The organism is Bradyrhizobium sp. USDA 3364 (assembly GCF_054056355.1).
Genome location: NZ_JBSRYG010000002.1, coordinates 7177621 through 7202436 on the forward strand (window position 1 = coordinate 7177621; position 24816 = coordinate 7202436).

The 24816-nt window shown below is 63.9% G+C and carries 22 protein-coding genes and 1 pseudogene; 5 read left to right on the top strand and 18 right to left on the bottom strand.

The features are described from left to right. Nucleotides 1–43: 43 nt before the first annotated feature. From tsf to dnaE, 3 genes are all read right to left on the bottom strand, one after another. Nucleotides 44–967, bottom strand: a complete 924-nt coding sequence (gene tsf, locus ACVILL_RS33675) for a translation elongation factor Ts (protein ID WP_456732988.1) — start codon at nucleotides 965–967, stop codon at nucleotides 44–46. 127 nt (nucleotides 968–1094) lie between these two features. Then, the gene (locus ACVILL_RS33680; protein WP_456732989.1) at nucleotides 1095–2087 is read right to left on the bottom strand and encodes a 30S ribosomal protein S2; all 993 of its coding nucleotides are present in this window, start codon (nucleotides 2085–2087) and stop codon (nucleotides 1095–1097) included. A gap of 364 nt (nucleotides 2088–2451) precedes the next feature. Continuing rightward, nucleotides 2452–5979: a DNA polymerase III subunit alpha gene (gene dnaE / locus ACVILL_RS33685; protein WP_456732990.1), complete on the bottom strand. Its 3528-nt coding sequence runs from the start codon at nucleotides 5977–5979 to the stop codon at nucleotides 2452–2454. Between the two features lie 506 nt (nucleotides 5980–6485). Between dnaE and ACVILL_RS33690 the strand changes: the two genes are divergently transcribed. Beyond that, entirely contained in the window at nucleotides 6486–6728 is a 243-nt protein-coding gene (locus ACVILL_RS33690; RefSeq protein WP_456732991.1) for a hypothetical protein, read from the top strand. Here ACVILL_RS33690 and ACVILL_RS33695 read toward each other — a convergent pair. The 5 genes and pseudogenes from ACVILL_RS33695 to istA form a co-directional block, all read right to left on the bottom strand. Then, nucleotides 6705–6907 (bottom strand): annotated as a pseudogene (locus tag ACVILL_RS33695) (hypothetical protein); the annotation flags it as partial. The gene ACVILL_RS33690 and the pseudogene ACVILL_RS33695 sit on opposite strands and share 24 nt — an antisense overlap. Nucleotides 6908–7146: 239 nt before the next feature. Beyond that, nucleotides 7147–7356, bottom strand: coding sequence for a GDCCVxC domain-containing (seleno)protein (locus ACVILL_RS33700; protein WP_456732992.1), 210 nt, complete (start codon nucleotides 7354–7356; stop codon nucleotides 7147–7149). A 172-nt stretch (nucleotides 7357–7528) separates the two neighbouring features. Continuing rightward, nucleotides 7529–8263 (bottom strand): outer membrane protein, encoded by a 735-nt coding sequence (locus tag ACVILL_RS33705; protein WP_456732993.1) that lies wholly within the window; start codon nucleotides 8261–8263, stop codon nucleotides 7529–7531. Between the two features lie 426 nt (nucleotides 8264–8689). Beyond that, nucleotides 8690–9451: an IS21-like element helper ATPase IstB gene (gene istB / locus ACVILL_RS33710; RefSeq protein WP_456727991.1), complete on the bottom strand. Its 762-nt coding sequence runs from the start codon at nucleotides 9449–9451 to the stop codon at nucleotides 8690–8692. A gap of 14 nt (nucleotides 9452–9465) precedes the next feature. Then, on the bottom strand, nucleotides 9466–10986 hold the full coding sequence (gene istA / locus ACVILL_RS33715) for an IS21 family transposase (protein WP_456727992.1): 1521 nt from the start codon (nucleotides 10984–10986) through the stop codon (nucleotides 9466–9468). A gap of 210 nt (nucleotides 10987–11196) precedes the next feature. Here istA and ACVILL_RS33720 point away from each other — a divergent pair, with 210 nt between their 5' ends. Together ACVILL_RS33720 and ACVILL_RS33725 are read left to right on the top strand one after the other, a co-directional pair. Further along, nucleotides 11197–11493: a DUF3551 domain-containing protein gene (locus ACVILL_RS33720; RefSeq protein ID WP_456732994.1), complete on the top strand. Its 297-nt coding sequence runs from the start codon at nucleotides 11197–11199 to the stop codon at nucleotides 11491–11493. A 109-nt stretch (nucleotides 11494–11602) separates the two neighbouring features. Further along, nucleotides 11603–11872, top strand: coding sequence for a DUF3551 domain-containing protein (locus ACVILL_RS33725; protein ID WP_456732995.1), 270 nt, complete (start codon nucleotides 11603–11605; stop codon nucleotides 11870–11872). Between the two features lie 110 nt (nucleotides 11873–11982). On the opposite strand, the gene ACVILL_RS33730 is transcribed toward ACVILL_RS33725, so the two are convergent. From ACVILL_RS33730 to ACVILL_RS33775, 10 genes are all read right to left on the bottom strand, one after another. After that, complete coding sequence (locus ACVILL_RS33730) at nucleotides 11983–12681, bottom strand: ABC transporter ATP-binding protein (protein WP_456732996.1); 699 nt, start codon at nucleotides 12679–12681, stop codon at nucleotides 11983–11985. A gap of 9 nt (nucleotides 12682–12690) precedes the next feature. Next, nucleotides 12691–13971 carry a lipoprotein-releasing ABC transporter permease subunit gene (locus ACVILL_RS33735; RefSeq protein WP_456732997.1) on the bottom strand — a complete coding sequence of 427 codons (1281 nt, stop codon included), beginning with the start codon at nucleotides 13969–13971 and terminating at the stop codon, nucleotides 12691–12693. Nucleotides 13972–14042: 71 nt separating this feature from the next. Then, on the bottom strand, nucleotides 14043–15362 hold the full coding sequence (gene proS / locus ACVILL_RS33740) for a proline--tRNA ligase (protein ID WP_456732998.1): 1320 nt from the start codon (nucleotides 15360–15362) through the stop codon (nucleotides 14043–14045). A 164-nt stretch (nucleotides 15363–15526) separates the two neighbouring features. Next, nucleotides 15527–17128, bottom strand: a complete 1602-nt coding sequence (locus ACVILL_RS33745) for a copper resistance CopC/CopD family protein (RefSeq protein ID WP_456732999.1) — start codon at nucleotides 17126–17128, stop codon at nucleotides 15527–15529. Nucleotides 17129–17132: 4 nt separating this feature from the next. Next, a complete protein-coding gene (locus tag ACVILL_RS33750) occupies nucleotides 17133–17660 on the bottom strand; it encodes a YcnI family copper-binding membrane protein (RefSeq protein ID WP_456733000.1) in 528 nt (175 codons plus the stop codon). Between the two features lie 7 nt (nucleotides 17661–17667). Then, nucleotides 17668–18195, bottom strand: a complete 528-nt coding sequence (locus ACVILL_RS33755) for a copper chaperone PCu(A)C (RefSeq protein ID WP_456733001.1) — start codon at nucleotides 18193–18195, stop codon at nucleotides 17668–17670. 34 nt (nucleotides 18196–18229) lie between these two features. Next, entirely contained in the window at nucleotides 18230–18727 is a 498-nt protein-coding gene (locus ACVILL_RS33760) for a TlpA family protein disulfide reductase (protein ID WP_456733002.1), read from the bottom strand. Next, nucleotides 18724–19950: a sialidase family protein gene (locus ACVILL_RS33765; protein WP_456733003.1), complete on the bottom strand. Its 1227-nt coding sequence runs from the start codon at nucleotides 19948–19950 to the stop codon at nucleotides 18724–18726. The genes ACVILL_RS33760 and ACVILL_RS33765 overlap by 4 nt, the downstream gene beginning before the upstream one ends. 11 nt (nucleotides 19951–19961) lie before the next feature. Next, nucleotides 19962–22346 (bottom strand): TonB-dependent receptor family protein, encoded by a 2385-nt coding sequence (locus ACVILL_RS33770; protein WP_456733004.1) that lies wholly within the window; start codon nucleotides 22344–22346, stop codon nucleotides 19962–19964. An 82-nt stretch (nucleotides 22347–22428) separates the two neighbouring features. Beyond that, nucleotides 22429–22812: a DUF2946 domain-containing protein gene (locus ACVILL_RS33775; protein WP_456733005.1), complete on the bottom strand. Its 384-nt coding sequence runs from the start codon at nucleotides 22810–22812 to the stop codon at nucleotides 22429–22431. A gap of 446 nt (nucleotides 22813–23258) precedes the next feature. Between ACVILL_RS33775 and ACVILL_RS33780 the strand changes: the two genes are divergently transcribed. Next, the gene (locus tag ACVILL_RS33780; protein WP_456733006.1) at nucleotides 23259–23684 is read left to right on the top strand and encodes a globin; all 426 of its coding nucleotides are present in this window, start codon (nucleotides 23259–23261) and stop codon (nucleotides 23682–23684) included. Nucleotides 23685–23773: 89 nt separating this feature from the next. Next, nucleotides 23774–24808: a sugar ABC transporter substrate-binding protein gene (locus ACVILL_RS33785; protein WP_456733007.1), complete on the top strand. Its 1035-nt coding sequence runs from the start codon at nucleotides 23774–23776 to the stop codon at nucleotides 24806–24808. Nucleotides 24809–24816: the final 8 nt, after the last annotated feature.

A 24816-nucleotide genomic window follows, 5' to 3' on the forward strand; every position in this document is an offset into this window, starting at 1 on the left:
AGGCAGGCCTCCGGCGCAAAGCGCCGGACGCCTGTGTCAGCGGTTACTTCTTGCCGCTGGCGGCCGCGACTTCGGCGGCGAAGTCGCTTTCCTGCTTCTCGATTCCCTCACCGAGAGCATAGTTCACAAAGCCAGCGATTTTGATCGGCCCGCCGACCTTACCCTCAGCTTCCTTCACCGCCTGGGCAACCGACTTGCCGCTGTCGTGGATGAAGGCCTGATCGAGCAGGCAGACCTCCTTGTAGTAGGTCTTCAGGCCGGAATCGACAATCTTCTCGATGACGTTCTCCGGCTTGCCCTGCTGGCGGTACTTGTCGGCCAGCACGTCCTTCTCGCGCTTGACGGTCTCCGGATCGAGCCCGGCCGGGTCGAGCGCCAGCGGCTTCGCGGCGGCGACGTGCATGGCGAGCTGACGGCCGAGCACTGCGAGCTCGTCGGTCTTGCCGGCGGACTCCAGCGCCACGATCACGCCGATCTTGCCGGCGCCCTCGATCACGGCGTTGTGGACGTAGCTCGACACAACGCCCTTGCTCACCTCGAGCGACGCCGCGCGGCGCAGCGACATGTTCTCGCCGATGGTGGCGATCGCGTCCGAGATCGCCCGCTCCACCGTGAAGTCGCCAACCTTGGCGGCCTTGATGGCCTCGACGTCGGAGCCGTGCTTCAGCGCGACCTGCGCGATCATCTTGACCAGGCCCTGGAACTGCTCGTTGCGCGCAACGAAGTCGGTCTCGGAATTGACCTCGACCAGCACGCCCTTGGTGCCCGAGGTCAGCGCGCCGATCAGGCCCTCGGCAGCGACGCGGCCGGCCTTCTTGGCGGCCTTGGAGAGGCCCTTCTTGCGCAGCCAATCCTGCGCCGCGGTCATGTCGCCGTCGGTCTCGGTCAGCGCCGCCTTGCAATCCATCATGCCCGCGCCGGTCGACTCGCGGAGTTCCTTGACCATCGCTGCAGAGATCGTTGCCATCGTTGAATGCCCTTCTTGCCTGTACAGAAACCGCGGCGCCCGATGGCGCCGCCGTCTGCAGCAGGGAAATCGTTGTTCGTGGAATAGAAGCGGCGGCCGGACGAGACCCGGCGACGCCGCGTAACTTTTATTCCGCTTCGGCGAGCGTCTTGGCCTGGGCAACCCAGGCGTCGGCACGGCTCGGCAGACCGACTTCTTCGCCGATCTTGTGCGCGGTGTCGTGGTCGAGCTCGGCGAGCTGCCAGTAGTGGAAGACGCCGAGGTCGTTGAGCTTCTTCTCGATCGCACCGGACACGCCGGTGAGCTTCTTGAGGTTGTCGGCGGTGCCGCGCGGGCCAGCCAGCCCCTGGAAGCCGGACGGCGCAGCCGCCGGGAGCTCTTCCTGCATCGGCGCAGCCGACGCACCGATATCGATTCCGGAATCGCCCTGCGCGCGCGAGATGCCGTCGATGGCGGCGCGCGCCACGAGATCGCAATACAGCGAGATCGCGCGGCCGGCGTCGTCATTGCCCGGCACCACATAGGTGATGCCCTTCGGGTCCGAGTTGGTGTCGACGATCGCCGCGACCGGGATGTTGAGCCGCTGGGCTTCCTGGATCGCGATGTCTTCCTTGTTGGTGTCGATCACGAAGATCATGTCGGGAAGACCGCCCATGTCCTTGATGCCGCCGAGCGAACGGTCGAGCTTGTCGCGCTCGCGCTGCAGCGTCAGCCGCTCCTTCTTGGTGTAGGAGTTGGCTTCGCCCGACGACAGCACGTCGTCGAGATGACGCAGGCGCTTGATCGAGGCCGAGATCGTCTTCCAGTTGGTCAGCGTGCCGCCGAGCCAGCGCGAATTGACGAAGTACTGCGCAGAACGCTTCGCGGCATCGGCAACGCCGTCCTGGGCTGAGCGCTTGGTGCCGACGAACAGGATGCGGCCGCCCTTGGCGACGGTATCGCTGACCGCCTGCAGGGCACGGTGCAGCATCGGCACGGTCTGCGCGAGGTCGATGATGTGGATGTTGTTGCGGGCGCCGAAGATGTAATCCTGCATCTTCGGGTTCCAGCGGTGGGCCTGGTGGCCAAAGTGAACGCCAGCTTCCAAAAGCTGACGCATGTTGAATTCGGGCAGCGACATAGATCTAATTCTCCGGTTGGTTCCTCCGGAAACGTGTGAGCAAACGCGCCTGAATGGCCCGGTTGCCACCGGACGGCCTTGAGAGCCATGTTTCCGTGTGAGATGGCGCGCTATATAGCGCGATTTGCGCCAGAAGCAAGGAAATACGGCCGGTTACACCGGCCGGATGGGCCCAAATGGTGCCGAAATGGCCCTGTTTGGCGGCCCAAGGGCTATCGCAGGTGCGCGCGGCCAAAATATCGAAAACAACCCCATGCAAAGGAGCTGGCGGCGACCGGCGTTGGACGAGCAGCTTGACCCGTCGGGCAAATCAGGGATACATTTCCAATATTCCGAAATCGTGCAACCGCCCCTCGCCCTGCCCCTACAGGGTCTGGACGTCGACCACGCCCGCGACCGCCTTGATCGCGCCGGCGATCTGCGGCGAGACCTTGTAGCGGCCGGGCAGCTTCATCTCCACCTCGGTTTCGAGGTCCAGCATCATCACCAGCGAGACGTCGCCGTCGGCTGCACCTGCCGGCGGCGCGGCTGCAGGCGCGGGCCTGACCGCCGCCGGCGGCTTTGCAGCGCCGCCCGGCGCGGGTGCGGCGTCCGGCATGTTGAGGCGGCGGGCGATCGAATCCAGCGGCTTGGTGTCGCGCACGAAGATCCGCAGGCCCTTCTGCGTCTTGGCCGCGGCGTGGTCCAGCGGCTCGGCGTGCAGCACCCTCGCCCGCACGTCCTCGCCCTGCAGCTCGGCGCCGAGCTGCAACAGCACGGCCGCGCCCGGCTCGAGCACGTCGCGATACTGCGCAAGCCCTTCCGAGAACAGCACCGCCTCGAAATGCCCGGTCGGGTCCGACAGGCCCATGATGCCCATCTTGTTTCCGGTCTTGGTGCGCCGCTCCATGCGCGAGACCACGGTTGCCGCGACCTTGCCAGCCGTGGCGCCGGTCTTCACCGCGCGCGAGAATTCCGCCCATGACTGCACGCGCAGCCGCTTCAGCGCGGTGGCATAGTCGTCGAGCGGATGGCCCGACAGGAAGAAGCCGATCGCATCATATTCGCGCCGCAACCGATCCGCGGGCAGCCATGGCTCGACCTGCGGCAGCATGATGCTGGGCGCATCCGCCGCGCCGCCGAACATGTCGTTCTGTCCCGAGGTCGCCGCCTCGTGGCTGCGCTGGCAGGCCGCGAGGATGGAATCGGCGCCCGCGAAGACGCGCGCGCGATTGGATTCCAGCGTGTCGAAGGCGCCGGCTGCGGCGAGGCTCTCAATGATCCGCTTGTTGACGGCACGCGGGCTGACCCGCGCGGCGAAATCGGCGAGCGAGGTGAAGGCGCCCTTCTTGCGCTCCTCGATGATCTGCTCGACTGCCTGGATGCCGACGCCCTTCAGCGCGGCGAGCGCGTAGTAGATCGTGTTGTCAGAGACCTCGAAGGTCGCGCCGGAGCGATTGATGTTGGGCGCCTCGACCTTGATGCCGAGCCGCTGCGCCTCGGAACGGAATTCGGACAGCTTGTCCGTGTTGTTGAGTTCGAGCGTCATCGACGCCGCGAGGAACTCGACCGGATAATGCGCCTTCATGTAGGCGGTGTGGTACGACACCAGCGCGTAGGCCGCCGCGTGGCTCTTGTTGAAGCCGTAGTCGGCGAACTTGGCGAGCAGCTCGAAGATCGTCTCGGCCTGGCCCTTGGCCACGCCGTTCTTCATCGCGCCGGCGACGAAGATGTCGCGCTGCTTGTCCATCTCGGCGCGGATCTTCTTGCCCATCGCGCGGCGCAGCAGGTCGGCCTGGCCGAGCGAGTAGCCGGCCATCTGCTGCGCGATCTGCATCACCTGTTCCTGGTAGATGATGACGCCGAAGGTCTCCTTCAGGATCGGCTCCAGGATCGGATGCAGATATTCCGATTCCTCGTCGCCGTGCTTGCGCGCGCAATAGGTCGGAATGTTCGCCATCGGGCCTGGGCGATACAGCGCCACCAGCGCGATGATGTCCTCGAAGCGGTCCGGCCGCATGTCGATCAGCGCGCGACGCATGCCCTGGCTTTCCACCTGGAACACGCCGACCACGTCGCCGCGTGCCAGCATCTGATAACTCGGCGCGTCGTCGATCGGCAGCGTCGCGAGGTCGACATGGACGTCGCGCTGCTTGAGCAGCTTCACGGCGACGTCGAGCACCGTCAGCGTCTTCAGGCCGAGGAAGTCGAACTTCACGAGCCCCGCCGGCTCGACCCACTTCATGTTGAACTGGGTGACCGGCATGTCGGATTTCGGATCGCGATACATCGGCACCAGCTCGCTCAGCGGCCGGTCACCGATCACGATACCTGCGGCGTGGGTCGAGGCGTGGCGCGTCAGGCCTTCGAGGCGCTGCGCGATGTCGAACGCACGCGCCACCACCGGATCCTCGTCGCGGAACGCCTGCAGCTTGGGCTCGCCTTCAATCGCCTGCGCCAGCGTCACGGGAGCCGCGGGATTCTGCGGCACCAGCTTGGTCAATTTGTCGACCTGCCCGTACGGCATCTGCAGCACGCGCCCGACGTCGCGCAGCACGCCGCGCGCCTGCAGCGTACCGAAGGTAATGATCTGCGCCACCTGGTCGCGGCCGTAGCGCTCCTGCACATACTGGATCACCTCGCCGCGGCGGTCCTGGCAGAAGTCGATGTCGAAGTCCGGCATCGAGACGCGTTCCGGATTGAGGAAGCGCTCGAACAGCAGCGCAAACCGCATCGGATCGAGGTCGGTGATGGTCAGCACCCAGGCGACCAGCGAGCCGGCGCCGGAGCCGCGGCCCGGACCGACCGGAATGCCCTGCGCCTTCGCCCATTTGATGAAGTCCGACACGATCAGGAAGTAGCCCGCGTATTTCATGCGGGTGATGACGTCGAGCTCGAAGGCAAGCCGCTTGGCATAGTCCTCTTCGGTCATGCCCGGCGAGAGGCCGTGCACCCGCAGGCGGTTGGCGAGGCCCTCCTCGGCCTGGCGCTTCAGCTCGGCAGCCTCGTCGGCCGCAGCATCGGAACTCTGTGCGGCACCGACGGTGAAGAACGGCAGGATCGGCTTGCGGGTCTTCGGCCGGAACGAGCAGCGCTCGGCAATCTCCACCGTCGAGGCCAGCGCCTCCGGAATATCGGCGAACAGCACCGCCATCTCCGCGCGGGTCTTGAAGCGGTGATCCGGGGTCAATTGCTCGCGATTGGTCTCGGCGATCAGATGGCCGCCGGCGATGCACAGCAGCGCATCATGCGATTCGTAGTCGTCATTGCTGGCGAAATACGGCTCGTTGGTCGCAACCAGCGGCAGGCCCTTCGCATAGGCAAGATCGATCAGGCCGCCCTCGGTGCGGCGCTCCTTGTCGGCGCCGTGGCGCTGCAATTCGATGTAGAGGCGGTCGCCGAACAGGCCGGCCAGGCGTTCGCAGCGGGTGGCCGCCAGCGCCGCCTGCTCGGCGCGCAGCGCCAGCGCGATCGGCCCGTCGGGGCCGCCGGTCAGTGCGATCAAGTCCTCGGCGTTGTCGGCGAGCCAGTCGAACTTGATGTGCGGGGTCTGGTTGACCGGGGTCTCGAGGAACGCCCGCGAGTTCAGCCGCATCAGGTTCTGATAGCCGCGCTCGCGCGCCGCCAGCAGCACGATCCGCGCCGGTCCCGTCGTCGCCAGGATGCTGCGCGTATTCGGATCAACGTCGCCGAAATCCACCGCCAGCTCGCAGCCGACGATCGGCTGAATGCCGTAGCCGGCCATCTTGTCGGAGAATTCCAGCGCCCCGAACATGTTGTCGGTATCGGTGAGCGCCAGCGCCGGCTGGCGGTCGGCCTTCGCGAGCTCGCCGAGCTTGGCGATCTTGATCGAGCCCTTCAGCAGCGAATAGGCGGAGTGAACGTGAAGGTGAACGAATCCGGCATTCGGCATGGCTGCTTACGGGATCTCTTAGAGTCAGGGATGGAGCGAGCGCCGAGGCCGGAATCCAAAAGCGTCAGACCCGACTCGCATCCCCATCGTGGGGCCTTCACCCGGCCAAGTCCACGCCGAACGCGGCGTGGCGGCAGGTCGTCCCGCTTTTCCCCAAGGGCTATCCCACCGCCCCCGCGGGCACATTTTCAGAACTGGGTGATCAGCTGGGCCCAAACCGCGATCATCCCGACGAACAGCGTGATCGATGCCAGCGCTGCAGCTTCCTGCACGAAAATCTTCAACATGGCCGCTCTCCCTGAACTGGAACGTATGCAGAACAATGTTCCTTTTTTGTTCTAGGAGTCAAGCAAGGGTAGTGGGTCAGTTTGAAAACTGAGCCTGAAAGAATGTCCTTGGTTAATTCCGGGGACGTTCGGGCCGGGACTCGCCCCGGATGGGAACCTGCGTCTAAGTTTGCCCGTTGCTTAGAAAAATTTGGTCGTTCATTTTGGACTTCTGGCGCGATGGCAGCGCCCTACTTGTTTGAGTTTTTGGACTTTCTGTCAGCTAATGCGAACAGCGGAATTATTCACGTTATCCAAGGATACAAATCTCAGGTGGTTGATTGGCCGGGAATGTTCAAAAACGCTGGCGATTATTACTTGACGATCTCGGTTTCTGCGAAAGAAGCCCGAGCCGCGGCAATAAAGATCAAGTTCAAGTGGGCGTTGGACCCGACAACATCAGAGCTTACTGCGATTGCTTAGCAGCCATGCCTGCGACTTCTCCCTGATCCATTCCAGGCATCATGCTCGCTGGCAAATCCAGAGATGCTGTCCACCTCGCCGCCGCGCCACAGGACACTAACCGAGTGACCCTTGCCGATGGCATATTGCCGGACCACGAATTGATATTCGGGTTTGAAGTTCGCCAGCTCCCACTGCTGGGTCTCTGGGGCGTTTTGGGGTCATTTGTATGCTACGATTTGTGCGCCATAGCGGCTTGGACGACATCGTCGTCATCGGCATCATCCAAGTAGCCAATGACCACCCATCCGGCGCACAGGCCGAAAATGATCAACGCCACTTTTAGCCACTGTCCCATGAAAGCAAATATGTCCCCAGAGTCGGTTATTTACCACCCCCGCCGACCGCCATAATCAAACTTGAGCGGTCGCGCGGCGCCTCACCCGCAGCAATTTCCGGCCTGCATTGGCGGACACTGGACCGTTCCGTATGAGCAGTAAACGCAGCAATCGCCTGCCTTCGGCTTCAGCCGGATGCCGCAGCCCTTGCAGTCATAGAAGAACTGGCAGGCATCGGTCGGCATGGTCTCGGCAGCGACGTGGCCGCAGGATGGGCAGGTCAGCTCCGAGATCAGGCGGGGTTCGGTCATGCCCTGAATATGCGGCGTCGACCGCCGGTTGGAAACCCCTGCCCCGGTCGGCGGCGCGGCGAACCGAGCCAGGGAAGCCGGCGTGACTTGCGTGGCCAATAGTCAATCGAGCTAACAAAAAACCCCGGGCCAAGGCCCGGGGTTTTCGACGCTGCTTGCGTGAAGCGAGCGATCAGTAGCGCGCCACCATCGGGCCACCGAACTTGTAGTTCAGACGGCCGAGAACCATGTCGGTGTCGCCACCGGTGTGGAAGCCAGCCACGGCAACGCCAGCCGGGGTGACGAAGGTCGCGCCATGCGTGTCTTCGAAGATGTGGTTGTATTCGACGCCGAGCGACCAGCCCTGCGAGAAGGCGAATTCGAGGCCAACACCGACCGTCGGGCTCCAACGGGTGTCGAAGCCGGTCTCGGAAGCGAGCGCGCCGCCCGGAGCCAGGAACTGGTAGTTGCGATCGGTGACCGCAGCACCGCCCTTGGCGTAGAGCAGGACGTTGTTCCAGGCGTAGCCGATCTGGCCGGTGAACAGGCCGAACGCATCGGTCTTCGAACGGACGACGCCGCCGGCGACGAAGTTGTTCGAGGCGTTGCCGGTCAGGTCAGCCCAGTTGCCCTGAGCTTCCAGACCGAACACCCAGCCGCCGGCCTGCCAGCGGTAGCCGATCTGACCACCGACGGTGCCGCCGTTGGCATCGTAGCTGGCGGCCTGGCCGAGACCGTCGACCGAACGGTTGTCGTGGCTCTGGCCCCAACCACCGTTGATACCGATGTAGAAGCCGGTCCAATCATAAACAGCGGCAACCATGGGCGGCGGAGCCTTGGTGTAAGGGCGAGCCGCGAGGTCAGCCGCAGAGGCAGCCGTCGCGCTGAGCGCGATCATGCTGGCGGTGACAAGCAAAATCTTTTTCATTTTCCCGTTCCAACTTTTTCTACAGGCCCCCAAGGCCGCGAGACACTGTCATAGCAGCCCACGTCGGAATTGCTGTAACTTCGCTGCAACAGACAGGGCCAAACGACTTCGCTCAAATTTGAAGTTAATACTGTATTACAAGGCACTTCTTGGAACTTTTGCCACATAGTTGCCGCACAATTTTCACAATTGAGATCGGCCTGCGCGGTTGCCCGTAGGATCGTGTTGACCGGAACCGGCTTGTCCGATTTGGATCCTCGCCGAGATCGAATCTTCGCGAGCCAAAAGGAATGCATGCGCATTCCGATGAAGTCGGCCGTGGATTCCGAGCGAAGCCGGCCGCCTGTACCGATGGAAGCCGGCCGGGGATTCCGATGATCCCGGCCGCCTGCCGAGGCGGGCTCTCGCGACGACGTCGTCATCAGGTCAGTTGGCGGCCTCGTCGTCAAGCGTCTGACGCTTGGCGGCGGCTTTGCGCAGGCTCTCGCCCTTGAGGGTGAGCCTGTGGGCGTTGTGCACGAGGCGATCGAGGATGGCGTCGGCAATGGTTGGGTTGCCGATGAGTTCATGCCAATGCTCGACCGGGAGCTGGCTTGTCACCACGGTTGAGCCGCGGCCATGGCGATCCTCCATCATCTCCAGCAGGTCGCGTTGTTGCTCGGCCGTCATCGAGGCAAGCCCCCAGTCGTCAAGGATCAGGAGTTCCACGCGCGCCAGGGTCCTGAGGAGGCGAGCATGGCGGCCGTCGCCCCGCGCGAGGGCGAGCGCCTCAAACAGCCGCGGCAGCCGTTGATAGAGCACGGAGCGGTTGTCCCGGCAGGCCTTGTGGCCCAAGGCGCAAGCAATCCAGCTCTTGCCGACGCCGGTCGGGCCGATGATGAGCAGGTTTTGATGCCGGTCGATCCACTCGCCGGCGACGAGCTTTTGGAACAGCGGCTTGTCGAGTCCGCGCGGCGCCTTCATGTCGATATCCTCGACGACGGCGTTTTGCCGGAGGCTTGCGAACCGCAACCGGGCGACCAGGCGCTTGTTCTCGCGCTCGGTCGCCTCGCGGTCGACGAGCAGCGCGAGGCGCTCCTCGAAGGCCAGCGCGGCGATGTCAGGCTGTCGTTGCTGTTCGTCGAGGGCCTTCGCCATGCCATTGAGCCCGAGCGCGACGAGGCGCTCGTGAGTGGGATGTGTCAACATCGTCTCTCCTTTCTTCAGTGGTAGTAATCGGTGCCGCGGATGTTGCCGTGTCGGATTGGTGGCCCGTCCGGCGGCTGTTCATTCGCGTAGGCGCGATCGAGCCCGTGCTGCAGGATCGACTTGATCGAGCCGTAGGTGGTCGCGCCGATGTCGTTGCCGCGCTGGCAGGCGGCCTCGATGCGGGCCGAGCCGTAGCTGCGTGCGAGCCGCAGAATGCCGAGACAAGCCCGGAAGCCCTGCTCGGGGTGTGGCTTGGCTCTCATGATCGCCTCGACGAGAGCGATCGTGGCGGGGCCGATCTTGGCGGCTTCTCGTTTGATCCGCGCCGGCGTCCATTCGGCATAGCGCCGGTGCGCGCTCGGCATGTGCTCCGGGATCGTGGTGTGGCGATGGGGCACGTCAGAGCGGGCGTGGCTGGCCACCCGGATGCCCTTGTGCAGGATCTCGATCGTCCTGTCGGTTATGCGCGCCTCGAGCTCTTCGCGGATCAGACGTGAGGGCACCGAGTAGTAGTGACCGGCGAGCTCGACGTGATAGTCGGGCGCGACCCGGCACTTCTTCCACTCGGCATACTGATACGGCATCGGCGGTAGGGCTTTGAGCGCCGGCTTGTCGATCTGCGCGAACAGCTCATTGCGGCTCACGCCGAGCTTGCGCATGATCTTGGCGTTGAGGTCGGCGATCGCCTCGCGGATTGCCGCGTTGAGTTCGTCAAGCGAGAAGAAGCGCTGGTTCCGCAGCCTCGCCAGCACAAACCGCTGGACGATTTGCACCGCCACTTCCACCTTCGCCTTGTCGCGCGGCTTGCGCGGACGCGTGGGCAGGATCGCGGTGCCGTAATGCTGGGCCAGCTCCTGGTAGGTGCGGTTGATGCCCGGCTCATAGCGACAGGTGGCGGTGACGCCGGATTTCAGATTGTCGCAGACGATCGCCTTCGGCACGCCGCCGATCGCCCGCAAAGCATTGACGTGCACCGCAATCCAGTCAGCCAACCCCTCCGACCAGCGCGCCTCGGCAAAGGTGTAGTTGGATGCTCCCAGCACGGCGACAAAGACATGGGCCAGCCGCTGCGCGCCGGTAGCGGCGTCGAACACCGGCACCGTGTCGCCCGCGAAGTCGACGAACAGCTTCTCTCCAGGCCCATGCGCCTGCCGCATGGTCGGCGAGATCGTCTCGCTCCATTTCCGGTAGAGATCGCAGAACCGGCTGTAGCCATAGCCGTCCGCGTGCTCCGCGCGATATTCCTCCCACAGCAAGAGCAGCGTCACGCTGCGCCGCTTCAGCTCCCGGTGCACCGCCGTCCAGTCGGGCAACGGCCGCGCCGGCTTCTCCTCGAATGTCGGCGGCGTGAACAGCCGGCGCTCGAGCTCGCCGTCGTCCATCCCTTCCGGCACCGGCCAGGTGATGCCGATCACGGCAGCCCGCCGCAGATACTCGCCAACCGTCGATCGGCTGATGCCGACGGTGACGGCGATCTGCCGCTCGCTCACGCCAAGGGCGTGCCGCAGTCTCAAAACTTCTCGAACCTTCCGCATCGGCGCTCTCTCGGCGGGCATCAGACCTCCCCTTGCTCGGCCGCAAAGGGGGGCTGGTCCGCGATTCGATCGCCGTCTTCGAGAGCGTCAGGCCGGTCTCAACAGGGTGGCCGGCTTCGATCGGAATCGGTGGCCGACTTCCGTCGGAATCGGTGGCCGGGTTGCGTCGGAATCAGTGGCCGGCTTGCTTCGGATTACGCAGGAATGCACATGCGGACGATGATTCTTGCTGCTGCGGCGTCCGCGGTCGCATTCGCAACGCTGGGTATTGAGTCCGCGCAGGCGGTCGGTGTGCGCTACCCGTTCTGCATTCAGGGCGATCGATATCCCGGCCTGAGCAACTGCTCCTATCCGTCGTATGAGGCGTGCCTGGCCACCGCTTCGGGCATCGGTCAGAGTTGCATCGCCAACCCCTATTATGCCGGCGACAACGACCCGCGCTCCTATCTGAACGTTCCGCCGCGGGATCGTCGCGAGGGCAATTTCTTCGACCTGTTCATCCACTGACAAGCCGACGGCGCGGGAATGTGAGTTGATGCGCGCCGAGGCAGATGCCTATTCACGCGCACGCTCAAGCATGAACGTTGCGAGCGTCTGATCGACTGGAGATTTTCTGATGCGCAGCCTGATTCTGGTCCTGTTGGCTCTAGGGGCTGTCGCGATCGCGTCAGCCAACGCCCAGAAATACGATTCGACGTCGCCGGTTTGCAAAACCAACTACCGATGGGGCGGCGAGGATACCGACTGCGGCTACACGTCGATCGCGCAGTGCCAGGCCTCGGCGTCCGGCCTGGCCGCGATTTGCAGCAACAACCCCTACTATGCGGGGCCTCCGATCGACCATCGGCCGAGGGAGCCCGGCAGGCGGCGCCATCCGGCCTATTGAGCGCTCAAGCCCTTTCCGTCCCGATCGAAGCTGAACGGAAAGGGCTTTAGTTTCCTGGCTTTAGCGCGCGTTCTTCACGCTAGCCGTTACCCACTTCGCTCGACAATGCACTATTCGAGCTCGACGATCTGACCGTTCGAGAGCGAGACCCGACGATCCATCCGGGCGGCGAGATCCAGATTATGCGTTGCGATCAGCATCGCGACGCGGGTCGCCTTCACGAGTTGCATCAGCGCGCTGAAGACGTGGTCGGCCGTACCGGGATCAAGATTGCCGGTCGGCTCGTCCGCAAGCAGCACCCGCGGCGCGTTGGCGACCGCGCGCGCGATCGCCACGCGCTGCTGCTCGCCGCCCGAAAGCTCGGCCGGACGATGGGTGATGCGGTCACCGAGACCGAGATAGGAGAGGATCTCGGTCGACCGTTTCACGGTCTCGGAGCGTTTGAGGCCGCGAATCATTTGCGGCAGCATGACGTTCTCGAGCGCCGAGAACTCCGGCAGCAGCCGGTGCGACTGATAGACGAAGCCGATATCGGAACGGCGGATCTGCGTGCGGTCGACGTCGGACATCTGCGACGTCGGCGTGCCCGCGACATAGACCTCGCCGTCATCGGGGCTTTCCAGCAGGCCCGCGATGTGCAGCAGCGTCGACTTGCCCGAGCCCGACGGCGCCACCAGCGCCACCGACTGACCAGGCCACAGCGCGAGCTTGGCGCCGTTCAGGACCGTCAGGGTCGCTTCGCCCTGTCGGTATTCCCGCTTGATATCATGAAGATAGACGACCGGTACGTCTTCCGCCCCCTCCGCCATGTGGGCTCCTTATTCGTACCGGAGCGCATCGACCGGATCGAGGCGCGCGGCGCGCCACGACGGGTAGAGCGTCGCGAGGAAGGACAGCGTCAGCGCCATGATCACGACGGCGAGCGTCTCGCCGAAATCGACCTCGGCCGGAAGCTTGGAGAGGAAGTACAATTCGGGCGAGAACAGCTCGGTGTTGGTGAGCCATGACAGGAACTGCCTGATCGATTCGATGTTCAGGCAGATCAGCATGCCGACCGCAAAGCCGGTCAGCGTTCCGACCACGCCGATCGAGGCGCCGGTGATCAGGAAGATCCGCATGATCGAGCCCTGCGAGGCGCCCATGGTGCGCAGGATCGCGATGTCCTGGCCCTTGTCCTTCACCAGCATGATCAACCCGGAGACGATGTTGAGGGCTGCGACCAGCACGATCATGGTCAGGATCAGGAACATCACGTTGCGCTCGACCTGCAGCGCGTTGAAGAAGGTCGAGTTGCGCTGCCGCCAGTCGACCAGGAAGACCGGCCTCCCGGCCGCCTCCGTCACCAGCTTGCGGTAGGTGTCGATCTTGTCCGGATTGGTGGTGAACACCTCGATCGAGGACACGTCGTTGTTGCGGTTGAAATAGGCCTGCGCCTCGGCGAGCGGCATGAACACGAAGGTTGAATCGTATTCCGACATGCCGATCTCGAACACCGCTGATATCTTGTAGGGCTTGATGCGCGGCGTGGTGCCCATCGGCGTCACCGCGCCCTTCGGCGAGACCAGCGTGATCATGTCGCCGGCATGCAGCGAGAGCTGATCGGCAAGGCGGCGGCCGATCGCGACCCCCTGCCCCTCGTCAAAGCCCTCGAGCGTGCCCTGCTTGATGTTCTTGGCGATCGAGGTGAGGTTGTTGAGATCGTCGGCGCGGATGCCGCGGATGAAGACGCCGGCCGCATTGAACGGCGACGAACCGAGCCCCTGCCCGTCCACGACAGGCGCGGCCAGCCGGATGCCCTGGACCTGGCTGATGCGGTCAGCGACGTCCTTCCAGTCGGTCAGCGGCGATTCCAGCGGCTGCACCAGAAGATGGCCGTTGAGGCCGAGGATCTTGTCCAGCAGTTCCTTGCGGAAGCCGTTCATGACGGCCATCACCACGATCAGCGTGGCGACGCCGAGCATGATGCCGAGGAAGGAAAAGCCGGCGATGACCGAGATGAAGCCTTCCTTGCGGCGCGCGCGCAGATAGCGTCCGGACAGCAGCCATTCGAATGGCGCAAAAGGCGGGGTACGGACTGGCTCGCTCATGGTCTCATCCATCTCTCGATAATCCCATGATTCGGGCCAAATGTGGCCGGATTACCCCGCCGATAGCGCGGCGTGAATAAACTTTAACCCGCGAGCTTCGCGACCACGTCGGCGGGGCTCATATTGTCGCGTGAACCGTCGCTGCGACGCTTCACCTCGACCTTGCCTTCCGCGAGCCCCTTCGGCCCGACCAGAATCTGCCAGGGGATGCCGATCAGATCGGCTGCGGCGAACTTGGCGCCGGCACGCTGATCGGTGTCATCGTAGAGCACATCGACGCCCTTCGCCGTCAGCTCGCGATAGAGCTGCTCGCAGGCGCCATCGACCGCGGCATCGCCCTGCTTGAGGTTGAGGATCGCGGCGCGGAACGGCGCGACCGCCTCAGGCCATTTGATGCCGGCGTCATCGTGACAGGCCTCGATGATCGCGCCGACCAGACGCGACACGCCGACACCGTAGGAGCCGCCGTGGATCGGCACGTCGACACCGTCGGGCCCCGCCACCATCGCCTTCATGACGTCGGAATATTTGGTGCCGAAATAGAAGATCTGGCCGACTTCGATGCCGCGGGTGTTCAGCCGCTTTGCCTCGGGCACTTCCTGCTCGAAGCGCGCCGCCTCGTGGACATCCTCGGTCGCAGCATAGACCGAGGTCCACTGCTTGATGATCGGCGTGAGATCGCCGTCATAGTCGACGTCCTCGCCCGGCACCGGCAGGTCGAGCACGTCGCGGTTGATGAAGACGCCGGACTCGCCGGTCTCCGCGAGCACGATGAATTCGTGGCTGAGATCGCCGCCGATCGGGCCGGTCTCGGCTCGCATCGGGATCGCCTTCAGGCCCATCCGCGCAAAGGTGCGCAGATAGGCCACGAACATCTTGTTGTAGGAGCGCCGCGCGCCGGCCTCGTCGAGGTCGAACGAATAGGCGTCCTTCATCAGGAATTCGCGACCGCGCATCACGCCGAAGCGCGGACGCTGCTCATCGCGGAACTTCCACTGGATGTGGTAGAGGTTGAGCGGCAGGTTCTTGTAGGACTTGATGTAGGAGCGGAATATCTCCGTGATCATTTCCTCGTTTGTCGGCCCGTACAAAAGCTCGCGCTTGTGGCGATCGAGGATGCGCAGCATCTCAGGCCCATAGGCGTCGTAGCGGCCGCTTTCACGCCAGAGATCGGCAAGCTGCAGCGTCGGCATCAAGAGTTCGAGCGCGCCGGCACGATCCTGCTCCTCGCGCACGATCTGCTCGATCTTCTTCAGCACCCGGAAGCCGAGCGGCAGCCAGGCATAGATGCCGGCCGCCTCCTGCCGCATCATGCCCGCGCGCAGCATCAGCCGATGCGAGACGATCTCCGCCTCTTTCGGGTTTTCTTTCAGGATGGGCAGGAAAAACCGCGACAATCGCATGGCGTTACTCGGGAATCAGGAAAGCCTGGGAAGAGCTGCAGTGAAACCGGATCGGGTGTGAAAACACAAGGCCGACCAATAAGAAAAAGCCTTCAAATCAGCCGATTTTCGGCCATTTGAACGAATTGCGTCCCACCGAACTGCCATGTGCGCCGACGGCAGCGTCACTTGACCTCGAAATCGTCTTCCAGCGTCACCTTCTTGAAATCGCTCACCAGAGCATCGATCTGCATGTGCCAGCGGCCCGGGACCGGCAACGGCACCTTTTTCACGTGCCAGTAGCCGTCGGATCCGAGCGTGGCGCCGCGTTCCATCGGCTCAACGCCGCGCGCGGGCAGGCTCACCGTCAACGTCGCCTCCTTCGCCGTGAACGGGCTGGCATCGCCGTTCATCAGCTGCAGCACGAAATCGTTCTGCCCGACCTTGCCCGGTGCAATCAGCACCTGGAACATCGCGGCATCGGTGTGAATGTGAACCGCGAGCGGAACATCCTCCGACATCGCCAGCACGCGCGGCGGCGGCGTAAAGCGCCAGAGTGCGACGAGGCCGAGGATGGCGATCATCAGCACGAATTCGACCGCGATCGAACGCTGCAGCGGCCGCGTCCGGTGAAACTCGCGCGCGATGGCCGGCGTGAAGACCCAACGGTTCAGCGCGGCGAAGGCGAGCAGCAGCGCCACCAGCACGAGTTTCGCAACGAGAATGTTGCCGTATTCGGTGTCGATCAGGGCTCCGAAACTTTCGAGCTGGACGACGGCGAGCGCGAGACCCGACAAGGCGATCAATGCGACCACCGGCACCGCCAGCGTCGAAAAACGCCGCAGCACCCGCAGCAGCGAGTCCTTGCGCTGCCAGGCCAGCACCGCCAACGGCGCGAGCGCGCCCATCCAGAAGGCGAGGCCAACGCCATGGATGAACAGCGCGGTCCGCGTCAACCATTGCGGCGAGGCCGTGGCGGCGTGACCGCTGACCGCAAACGACAGCCCGACACAGATCATCGCGATCGCAGTGCGGCTGAAGGCTGCGCCGAACGATGGGCTCCGCCAGGCAATCGCTGCGATCAACATCGCGGCAATCGCGAGCAGCAGGGCAGGAAACAGGCTGGTGCCGGCGGCGCCGGACCATGCCGCCCATGTCAGGAGGCCCGCGAGCGGCAGGTTCAAGAGGTCGACGCCCTGCAAGCCAAGCGAGACGATCGCGCCGATGAGGCCGATCTTCAGCGACCACATGATCAGACGTTCGCCCGCCGGGCCTTGCCCGATCCAGGCGGCGAAGAACACGCCACCGACGCCGGCAAACAGCCCCAGATACAGCCCGAGCCGCGCCAGCCAGATCAGGGCATGGAGGACGCCGTCGCCGGATGGCACCGCCGAGCCCGTGACGACGCCGATCGAGAACAACACCGAACCCGCGACCGGATGGCCGTCCTGCGACACCACGCGATAGCTGACCACCTGCGTCCCTTGTGGCAGGCCTGCCGGCAGCGTCACGATCACCGACTGGTCGACGGCACGGATCGCGACGTCGCGCGGTTTGCCGGTCGCGTCGAGCAGGCTGACCGCCGTCGGCGCCACCGCTTCGTTGAAGCGGAGCACCATCGTCTTGGGTGCCTCCGCCAGCACGCTGCCGTCTGCGGGCTCAGTGCCGAGCAGGACGGCATGCGCTTGCGCCGCGGTCGCAAGGCACAGCGCCCAGAACACAGCCAGGAACAGCGCCGAGAGCAGCGCGGCAAGACTTGCTGCTACAAATCTTGCGACCGACCGCACGGCTTTAGGACTTCGGCAGCAGCTTGACGCCGGGCGCCGGTGTCTTGCTGCCATGGTCGTGCCCGCCGCCCTGCCCGTCAGGTGGGATATCGATCCAGCGGCTGACGCCCTGCTCGCATTCCTGCACGACAGGGAAATACAGCGTGGTGTTGGGCTTCAACGTGTCGGTGAGGAAGGTCTGCATCACGAACTCGTCGTAGTTCTGGTCCGCGAGCTTACCACCACTCCAGGCGACTTCCTTGACGCCTTCGGAGAGTTTGGCACCGTGATAATCGTACTGGGCGGCGTATTTGCCGGTCACCGTATCGAGCGTCCAGCCGGGCTTCGGCATCGGCTTCACCCCGATGACGCCTTCCGGAATCTGCACGCGGATCTTGGTCGTCGCGGATCCCGCGCAGCCATGCGGCACGGCGAACACCGCCTTGTAGTACGATCCGACCGGCGCCTGCTTTCCCTCCAGCGTGATGTGCGCGATTGCGGGCGCCGCTGCGAGCAGCGCCGCCGTGGCAATGAGCAGCATGTGTGACCGCATGTATGCCTCACATCTTCTTCATGTCCATGTGACCGGAATGGTCGCCATGACCGGAGTGACCGCCGCCACCCGGCGCCTGCGCACCGACCGCCTGCACGTCGAGCGAGACCGAGACCTTGCCGGCCTTCTCGAATTCGAGCGTGACCGGCACCTTGTCGCCCTGCTTCAGCGGCGCCTTCAGGTCGAACATCATCAAATGATAGCCGCCGGGCGCGAGCTTCACGGTCTTGCCCGGCTCGATGGTCAGGCCCTTGTCGAGCGCCCGCATCTTCATCACGCCATTGTCCATCGACATCTCGTGGACTTCGACCTTGCCGGCGACGTCGGCGGACCCTGACACCAGCCGGTCAGGCGTCGTCCCCTTGTTCTCGATCGTCAGATAGCCGCCGCCGATCTTGGCACCGTTCGGCGTTGCGCGCGTCCATGTCTGCGTGATCACGAGGTCGCCGGCCTTGACGTCCTCGGCGCGTACGGAGGTGGACGCGAGCGCTGCGGTCAGCGCCGCGAGAGCGAGGATGCGGGAGAGCGTTTTCATGGCGACGGATTCCTTTCAGGTTGAAGTCGTCGTGTTAGCGGGTTGCTGCGGCCTGGGCGTCAGACCATTTGTTGAGGTCGGCGATCTCGGCCGAGCCTTCGATCGTCGTGACGGTCCCGTCACGGGCAATCAGCATGGTTCGCGGGATATCGCCCTGCCAGGACGGATCGATCTCGAATCTCAATCGCTCGGCGAAACCGTCGTTGAAGATCCAGTTCTCGGCCGATCCGAGCCCGGCGCCGTTCAGCATAGACCGGGTTGCCTCCGGCAGGTTCGGGACGAGATCTGCACTGATGGTGACGACGTCGATGGCAGGATGATCCTTCATGAACTGCCCGAGCTGCGGCAGCTCGACCTTGCATGGTCCGCAGGTCACTCCCCAGAAGTGCACCAGTGTCGGATGGCCGGCATGCGCATGCAGGAGCTTCTGCCAGCTGCCGCGTTCGAACGGTTTTGGCGCGCCCGTTTCGGCCGCGAGTCCGGAGGGCAGCGTTGCGAGCAGGATCAGCGCAGCGAGGAAATGGCGTTTCATGGTTCGCCCTCGATCGCTTGAAAGCGGTAGCCGTCGGCCTTCGTCATCCACGACAGATAGGTTTGCCGGCGGTCGGTCACGAGCAGCGGATGGTCGGAGCTGTCGGCGGTGTCGGCGATCACGGTGGGTTTCGACCAGGTCGCGCCGTCATCGTGCGATGTCATCATGTTGATCGAGGTCTTCTGCCCATCGAACTCCTTCCAGGCCATCACAAGCCCCTGGGGGCCCGCGATGACCTGCGGCCGCGACGGGCTGCGGTTGAGCTGACCGACAGGAAGCGGATCGGAGAAGGTTTTGCCGCCATCGCGCGAGCGGGCGTAGAACAATCCCTTCCGCACCTTGCCGTTGGTGTACCACGTCACGTGATAGGTCCCCTCGGGCGAAATGGTCAGGCTGGGACCATGGTGCGGACATGCCGCGATCTGCCAGTCATCGCGGCTCACCCGGCGCACCTCGCCGGGCGTGGCCAGATCGGTGAACGTCACGATCGCATGGTCGCGCACGCCGCCTTCAAAGATGTTCCGAAACACCACCACCGGATGGCCGGCGCCGTCGAACGCCAGCGCGAGACGACAGCATTCGCAGGTGTTGTCAGCCACGAGCCGCGCATCCGAATAGGTCGCGCCGCCATCTTTCGACGACGCGAAGAACAATCCTGCACCGTCGTACTTCTCGCCGCGCTGCTGCGCCGGCACCCGGTTGCGCTTGTCGAGCCAGACCGCGAACGCGGCACCCGCCGGATCGAACCCGATCGCCTCGAACCGTTGGCTCTCGTTGTTTGCGGTGACCGGCTTCAGCGGATCGAAGCTGTTCCCGCCATCCGTCGAGCGCGTGGTCAGCACCTGACCGTTGAAGGCCTGATCGCGAAAGATCGAGAAGGCCAGCGCGATGTTCGCCTTGGCGTCGATCGCAAGTTTCGGCCGCGCATCCGGTCCCCAATCCAGGTTGAGCCGGTCCCGGGTCACTTGCACCGGCGCGGAAAAGCTCTTGCCCTGATCCTTCGAGTTCGCGACCGAGATCTGTCCTCCGGCCATCCACGCCAGCCATAGCGTCCCATCCGGCGCGAAGGCGGGCGTGACCTTGGTCGCGCAACGCAGGACGATTTCCTCGCACGCCGCTTCCGAGGCGTGGTGGTGGCTCATCTGCGCCCTGGCGAGGTTCGGCAAGGCCGCAAGCATGGCGGTCGCGAGCGCGACCCGAACAGCAGATTTGCGAGACGTCATCGATGCGCTCCTCATTTGAACGCGATCTTCATGCCCGCCACGAACGCCCGCGGCGATCCGGCATAGATCGAGCCGGTCGTATTCGCCAGTATGCTCGCAGGATTTTGAACGCCCGCCGCCGTCACCGAGTTCGCGATATTGTTCGCGGAAGCGACGTAGGTCCGGTCGAACACGTTCCGAACCTCGAAATACAGGTTCAGTGTCTTGAAGTAGTCGGAGATCAGATCCGTCTTGTAGTGCAGGTTGAGGTTGACGAGCTCATAACCCGGCGCCCGCAGCAGATTGGCGTTGTCCATGTAGAAGCCATCCTTCCACTGGACTTCGACGAACCCGCCGAGTCCCTGGAACGGCCCTGACGGCTCGTCATAGCCAAGCCGTGTCGTCAGCTCATTCGGCGAGACGCCGGGAATCTTGTTCCCGACCCGATTGAATGTGAAGCCGCTGATGCTTTCCGTGTAGTCGGTATATACCTCGTCTAGATAGGTGTAGGCCGCCGTGAGCTGCCACCCCCGATAAAAGCCCCATTGAGCGGCGAGTTCAACGCCGCGATGTTCCGAGCGCGGGGCGTTGAAGGTGTAGGTGATACCAGAGACTGGCGTGGCCTGGGAGACAAGTTCGTTTTTGAAGAATTCGTAGAAGGCGGTGGCGCTAACCTTCACGCTCTTGTTGGGCGACCAATCCGCGCCGAGGTCGTAGCCCAGGTTGGTCTGGGTTTTGAGCGATGTGTTGTTGCCCGATAGCCCACTCGGCAGAACGAACAGATTGCTGACTTGCGGCGTACCGTAGCCGGTCGCCACGCGAGCACGTAACTGCCATTCGTTATCCGGCTTGTAGACGAGCGCGAACTCCGGCGCGGTGTTGGTGAACACAGGCGCCGCTTGCGTCACGGTCGCTCCCACGATCGCGGGATTGTTGATGACCGGATAGGACAGCGCAGTGTTGACACCGTTCAGCGTGGTCGTTTCCCAGCCGACCCCGGCGACCGCCGTCACCGACGGAATCAGCTTGATTTCTTCCCGCGCCCGGACGCCGTAATTGGTTGTCGATTGATACAGCCTGCTCTGTGGCAGTCCGAGTGTCGCATTGCCCCCGGGCGCAACGTTCCAGGTCGTACCGGTCGTCGTGAGGGTGTTGTACCAACCCCCGACCATCGTGGTCGAATCCATTCCGAACAATTCGCCGCGCTTGGTCAAATCGCTCATGAAGTTGTACGAGGGATAGTCACCCAACGCGCTGGTCGATCCCGTGGGCTGATTGATATTCCTGTCATCGAAGACGAATTGGTTGCGCCACGTCGTCGTGTTGTCGAAATCGTGTTCCCAACGGCCCCCAACGATCGTCCGGCGGTCATCCCGGCCGAGGCCAGCCTGAAGCGCGGTCTCTGTGGATTTGGTTCCATTGAAGCCGTTATTGAACAGAGACACTGTTCCGCAGCCGAGCCCGCCGGGTACGTTGCATCCGCTCTGGAAGGGATTCTGGTAGAACTGGTTGAGCGAAAGCCTGACCGGCAGTCGCGCGTCGAGGTCGTTGTTGATCAGCTTGAATGTGAAGCGATCGTCCGGAGTGGCCTGCAAGGTCGCAAGGAAGTTCACCGTCTGCGTGTTGAACCAACTATTCTGGATGAAGCCATCGCCACGCGCGTCGCTTGCGAATAGGGACGCTTCGAAATTGCCGACCTTCTTGCCTGCGGCCAGATAGTTGTTGAGATAGCCGAAGCTGCCGCCGTCGACGCCGTACTCGACACCGTCGATCGTCCCGCCGGGACGGGTCCGGAAATTCAACGCGCCGCCGGTCGCGTAATTGCCGTAGAGCGCCGATGACGGCCCGCGGACCACGTCGATCGCACCATAGGCGTGCGGATCGATCAGATCGCTGCGCGACAGGCCGTCCGGCTGGGTGACCGGGAAGCCGTCATCGAAGATGACCAGATTGCGGATGCCGAAGCCGTTGCGGGCGTTCGAGCCGCGGATCGAGATGCCGAAGTCGCGCGGGCCGTTGCCCTGCTTGATCGAGATGCCCGGGCTGTCACGCAACACATCGGCAACGGAGAATGCCGGCCGGTTATCGAACTGGCTGCGGTCGATGGTCGTCTGCGTCTGGCCGGCCGGCGCCCGGTTCAGGCCGTCCCGGGCCGCGCCTGCCGTCTCCCCGGGCCTCGGTCCGTGCGCGGCGTCCGCGGCAATCGACGGCGCCGCGCGCGGCCCGGCCGGTCGCCGGGCGGATGCCGCACGAACGCGCGGTTTGGGCGCCGCGGGCTTGGCACGGGTTGCCGTCCGGGGCGCCTCGACGGTGACGGAAGGCAGTGCGGTCTGGGCCTTCGCCCAGGACGCGATCGTGGCAAGGGCGGCGCCCAGCATCAGCGCGCTTGCCCCACCCCGCGGGTGTAACCGAAACATGGATGAATCCTGACACCGGCTCTCCGGCCGGCTTATTCAAGGGCACTCGCCGGCGCGGGATGCGCCGGCAGCGACGTCGTCGTCAGGAAAACAGCGGCGGCGCGCGGGCCTGCGCGGAGCGGCCAGCCGGCGAACGATCGAACTCGGCGGCAAAATCAAGCCAGGCGATCCGGCTCGGCAGGCGCTCGACGGCCCGCGCCGCGACTTGCGGACTATCAACGGGCGCACCGGTCTGCAGCACGCTGCACGCGGAGCAACAGCCGTCATGGGCATCATGACCGGTCTGGTCGCCATGCCCGGCCCCCAGGCCGGCATCGCCGTGGCAGATGGTGGCGGCCGCGAGCGGGTCCGACGCGGCAAGGCTCGCCGCCCAGCAGGCCCCGATCGGTGCAAAAATCTGCACCAGCAGGGCAACCAGGACTATGGGCAGAAAATTCTTCAGCCGCCGGCGCATCGCAAAACCCATCCGGGACGGAACTAACCACCACGGGCGTCGGAAGTCGAGGTCGCCGACGCGCCCGGTTTCTGCCAGCTGACGGAAATAGCCCGGCGTGGCCGTTGCGCCACGGCGTATCGGAAGCGGCCTTATCTCCTTACTTGATCACGTGTTTTCAAGTGGTTGTCACAACCGGCAGTGGCGCCATCCCAATCATTTCGCAAACTGCTCGAAATTTGAACAATCGTTGCCGAAAATGATGACAAGCCTGGAAAGATGGTCTACCAATTCGGGCTCAGGCCAGCCGCGAGGTGATGTCCTGGTGGTCCAAGTCTCGGGAGGAGCCCGACGCGCACAAGCAGCGTCACCCCATCAATCAAGATCAAATCGAATTTTTGGGGCAAATAGGGTCGACACAATTTTTGGAGCAGGGCTTTGAGCCCTGCTCTTTTTTTGTCTGGTGATCGCGATCCGCTATGACGTCATCGTCCAATCCAATCGAACGCAGCTTTGAACTCGCGGCAGCGGCTTGCGATGATCTGACGCCGCTCGTCTATGAGCGTCTGCATCGCGAGTATCCCGAGACAAGCGCGATGTTTCGCAGCGAAGGCAGCGCGTCGGTGAAAGGCGCGATGCTGCAGCTGACAATCGAAGCGATCCTTGATCTTGCCGGTGAGCGCAGTGGACGCTTCCGCTTGATCGAATGCGAAGTGTCGTCGCACGACGCGTACGGGACACCGCGCGAATTGTTCGCCGCGTTCTTCGGCGTGATCGCCGATACGCTCCACGAACTGCTCGGCACGCGATGGTCTACGGAGATCGATGCTGCATGGCACAAGCTGTTGCGGGACGTCGAGGCGATCGTGCTGCAACAGAAACATCTCGCGGATCAGAGGGCGTAGCGCCACCGTTCCGATTGTGACAAACTCCCTTCATCCGCGGCGCGTGCAACTGACGCCGAACGGTCAGAAAAATGAAGAGGGAGCAAGCAATGCCAGGGACCGACAAGGGGATGGACAAGGCGTCGACGACGCGTCGCGACCTTCTGCAGATGGCGGCGGCAGGTGGAGCTGCAGCCGGCCTGTTCGGCGGAATGGGCGTGACGTCCGCGCTCGCAGCCGAAATGGGACGCTCGGAAAAGCCGCTGAAGGCCGCATTCTCCAACGCCGGATTGCAGGCCACATGGTGCGCGCAGGGCAAGAAGGCCGCGGAGTTCTGGGGCAAGCTGTTCAACGTCGAGGTCACCTGGTTCGACGGCCAGCTCGATGCCGTCAAGCAGCGCGCCGCGATCGACAACATGGCGTCGCAGAAATGGGACTTCGTCGCGATCCAGGCGTTCGGCATCGGCACGCTGACCCAGCCGGTGCAGAAGATGATCGACGCCGGCACCCCCGTGATCGACATGGACACGCTGATTGCGCCGCTCGACCAGATCAACGTCCACTCGTTCCTGGCGCCCGACAACGAGTTCATGGGCGCTTCCGTGACCCAGGCGCTGTGCAACGCGATCGGCGGCAAGGGCAAGATGATCATGACCCAGGGCGCGCTCGGCCACACCGGCGCGCAGGGCCGCGCCAAGGGCTTCAACTCCGTGGTGAAGCAGTTCCCGAACATCGAGGTGCTGGACACCCAGCCCGCCGATTGGGACGTCTCCAAGACCGCCCGGCTCTGGGAGACTTATCTCACGAAATATCCGCAGATCGATGCCGCGTTCTTCCACAATGACGACATGGCGCTCGCAGCCTACAACATCATGAAGGCGCACAACCGCACCAACATCCTGATCGGCGGCGTCGATGCCATGCCGCCGGCGATCCAGGCAGTCAGCGAAGGCCGCATGTTCGCGACCGTCCGCAATCCGTCCTGCCGCATCCATGGCGGCGCGATCATCGCGGGCGTTGCCGCCGTGGTGAACGGCGAGAAGACCGGCCAGGGCATTCCGAAGAACGTCGTGACCGATGGTCCCGTCGTGACCAAGGCCAACGCCGCCGGCATGCAATGGATGGAGGATCACTTCCTGATCTGAGCGGTCCT

Excerpts from the sequence above, each read along its gene's own strand:
- ACVILL_RS33770 (WP_456733004.1), bottom strand. The coding sequence starts at position 22,346 with ATGTTTCGGTTACACCCGCGGGGTGGGGCAAGCGCGCTGATGCTGGGC.
- proS (WP_456732998.1), bottom strand. The coding sequence starts at position 15,362 with ATGCGATTGTCGCGGTTTTTCCTGCCCATCCTGAAAGAAAACCCGAAA.
- ACVILL_RS33760 (WP_456733002.1), bottom strand. The coding sequence starts at position 18,727 with ATGAAACGCCATTTCCTCGCTGCGCTGATCCTGCTCGCAACGCTGCCC.
- ACVILL_RS33780 (WP_456733006.1), top strand. The coding sequence starts at position 23,259 with ATGACGTCATCGTCCAATCCAATCGAACGCAGCTTTGAACTCGCGGCA.
- ACVILL_RS33765 (WP_456733003.1), bottom strand. The coding sequence starts at position 19,950 with ATGACGTCTCGCAAATCTGCTGTTCGGGTCGCGCTCGCGACCGCCATG.
- istA (WP_456727992.1), bottom strand. The coding sequence starts at position 10,986 with ATGCGGAAGGTTCGAGAAGTTTTGAGACTGCGGCACGCCCTTGGCGTG.
- ACVILL_RS33755 (WP_456733001.1), bottom strand. The coding sequence starts at position 18,195 with ATGAAAACGCTCTCCCGCATCCTCGCTCTCGCGGCGCTGACCGCAGCG.
- ACVILL_RS33705 (WP_456732993.1), bottom strand. The coding sequence starts at position 8,263 with ATGAAAAAGATTTTGCTTGTCACCGCCAGCATGATCGCGCTCAGCGCG.
- ACVILL_RS33775 (WP_456733005.1), bottom strand. The coding sequence starts at position 22,812 with ATGGGTTTTGCGATGCGCCGGCGGCTGAAGAATTTTCTGCCCATAGTC.
- ACVILL_RS33725 (WP_456732995.1), top strand. The coding sequence starts at position 11,603 with ATGCGCAGCCTGATTCTGGTCCTGTTGGCTCTAGGGGCTGTCGCGATC.
- ACVILL_RS33730 (WP_456732996.1), bottom strand. The coding sequence starts at position 12,681 with ATGGCGGAGGGGGCGGAAGACGTACCGGTCGTCTATCTTCATGATATC.
- ACVILL_RS33735 (WP_456732997.1), bottom strand. The coding sequence starts at position 13,971 with ATGGATGAGACCATGAGCGAGCCAGTCCGTACCCCGCCTTTTGCGCCA.
- ACVILL_RS33720 (WP_456732994.1), top strand. The coding sequence starts at position 11,197 with ATGCGGACGATGATTCTTGCTGCTGCGGCGTCCGCGGTCGCATTCGCA.
- ACVILL_RS33700 (WP_456732992.1), bottom strand. The coding sequence starts at position 7,356 with ATGACCGAACCCCGCCTGATCTCGGAGCTGACCTGCCCATCCTGCGGC.
- ACVILL_RS33785 (WP_456733007.1), top strand. The coding sequence starts at position 23,774 with ATGCCAGGGACCGACAAGGGGATGGACAAGGCGTCGACGACGCGTCGC.
- dnaE (WP_456732990.1), bottom strand. The coding sequence starts at position 5,979 with ATGCCGAATGCCGGATTCGTTCACCTTCACGTTCACTCCGCCTATTCG.
- ACVILL_RS33690 (WP_456732991.1), top strand. The coding sequence starts at position 6,486 with ATGGCAGCGCCCTACTTGTTTGAGTTTTTGGACTTTCTGTCAGCTAAT.
- ACVILL_RS33680 (WP_456732989.1), bottom strand. The coding sequence starts at position 2,087 with ATGTCGCTGCCCGAATTCAACATGCGTCAGCTTTTGGAAGCTGGCGTT.
- ACVILL_RS33750 (WP_456733000.1), bottom strand. The coding sequence starts at position 17,660 with ATGCGGTCACACATGCTGCTCATTGCCACGGCGGCGCTGCTCGCAGCG.
- tsf (WP_456732988.1), bottom strand. The coding sequence starts at position 967 with ATGGCAACGATCTCTGCAGCGATGGTCAAGGAACTCCGCGAGTCGACC.
- istB (WP_456727991.1), bottom strand. The coding sequence starts at position 9,451 with ATGTTGACACATCCCACTCACGAGCGCCTCGTCGCGCTCGGGCTCAAT.